Consider the following 275-nt stretch of genomic DNA (forward strand, 5'->3'; position numbering starts at 1 on the left):
GAGCAGTGTCGGTTGACCTATCAGTTTGTTACTGTCAACTTTTTCGCCGCTAAGCGCCGTCGCTGTAAATGACGGCCATGGTCCATCGCCTGCGATAGCAGACGGCCCACATAGGGTTAGTATCGCAAGTAGGGTCAGTTCAGTAACGCGTCGGGATGTTGAGCCCCAAAGTGTTGTCGGTATCATTGGTCTGGTTAGCATAGTATTCCTCCGCTCAGTAGTAGGGGTGCGAACAAGCAGGCCAAGCCAGATCCAAATACAGAAGTCGCAGCATT

The 275-nt window shown here is 52.0% G+C and carries 1 protein-coding gene; it reads right to left on the minus strand.

What is annotated here, in order from left to right; all coding sequences use genetic code 11:
* On the minus strand, nt 1–201 hold a 201-nt coding region (locus tag AAEY78_RS12965; protein WP_352339726.1), incomplete at its 3' end, for a hypothetical protein.
* Nucleotides 202–275 lie beyond the last annotated feature (74 nt).

It is taken from the genome of Psychrobacter sp. 16-MNA-CIBAN-0192 (genome assembly GCF_040309565.1).
Classification (GTDB): Bacteria; Pseudomonadota; Gammaproteobacteria; order Pseudomonadales; family Moraxellaceae; genus Psychrobacter.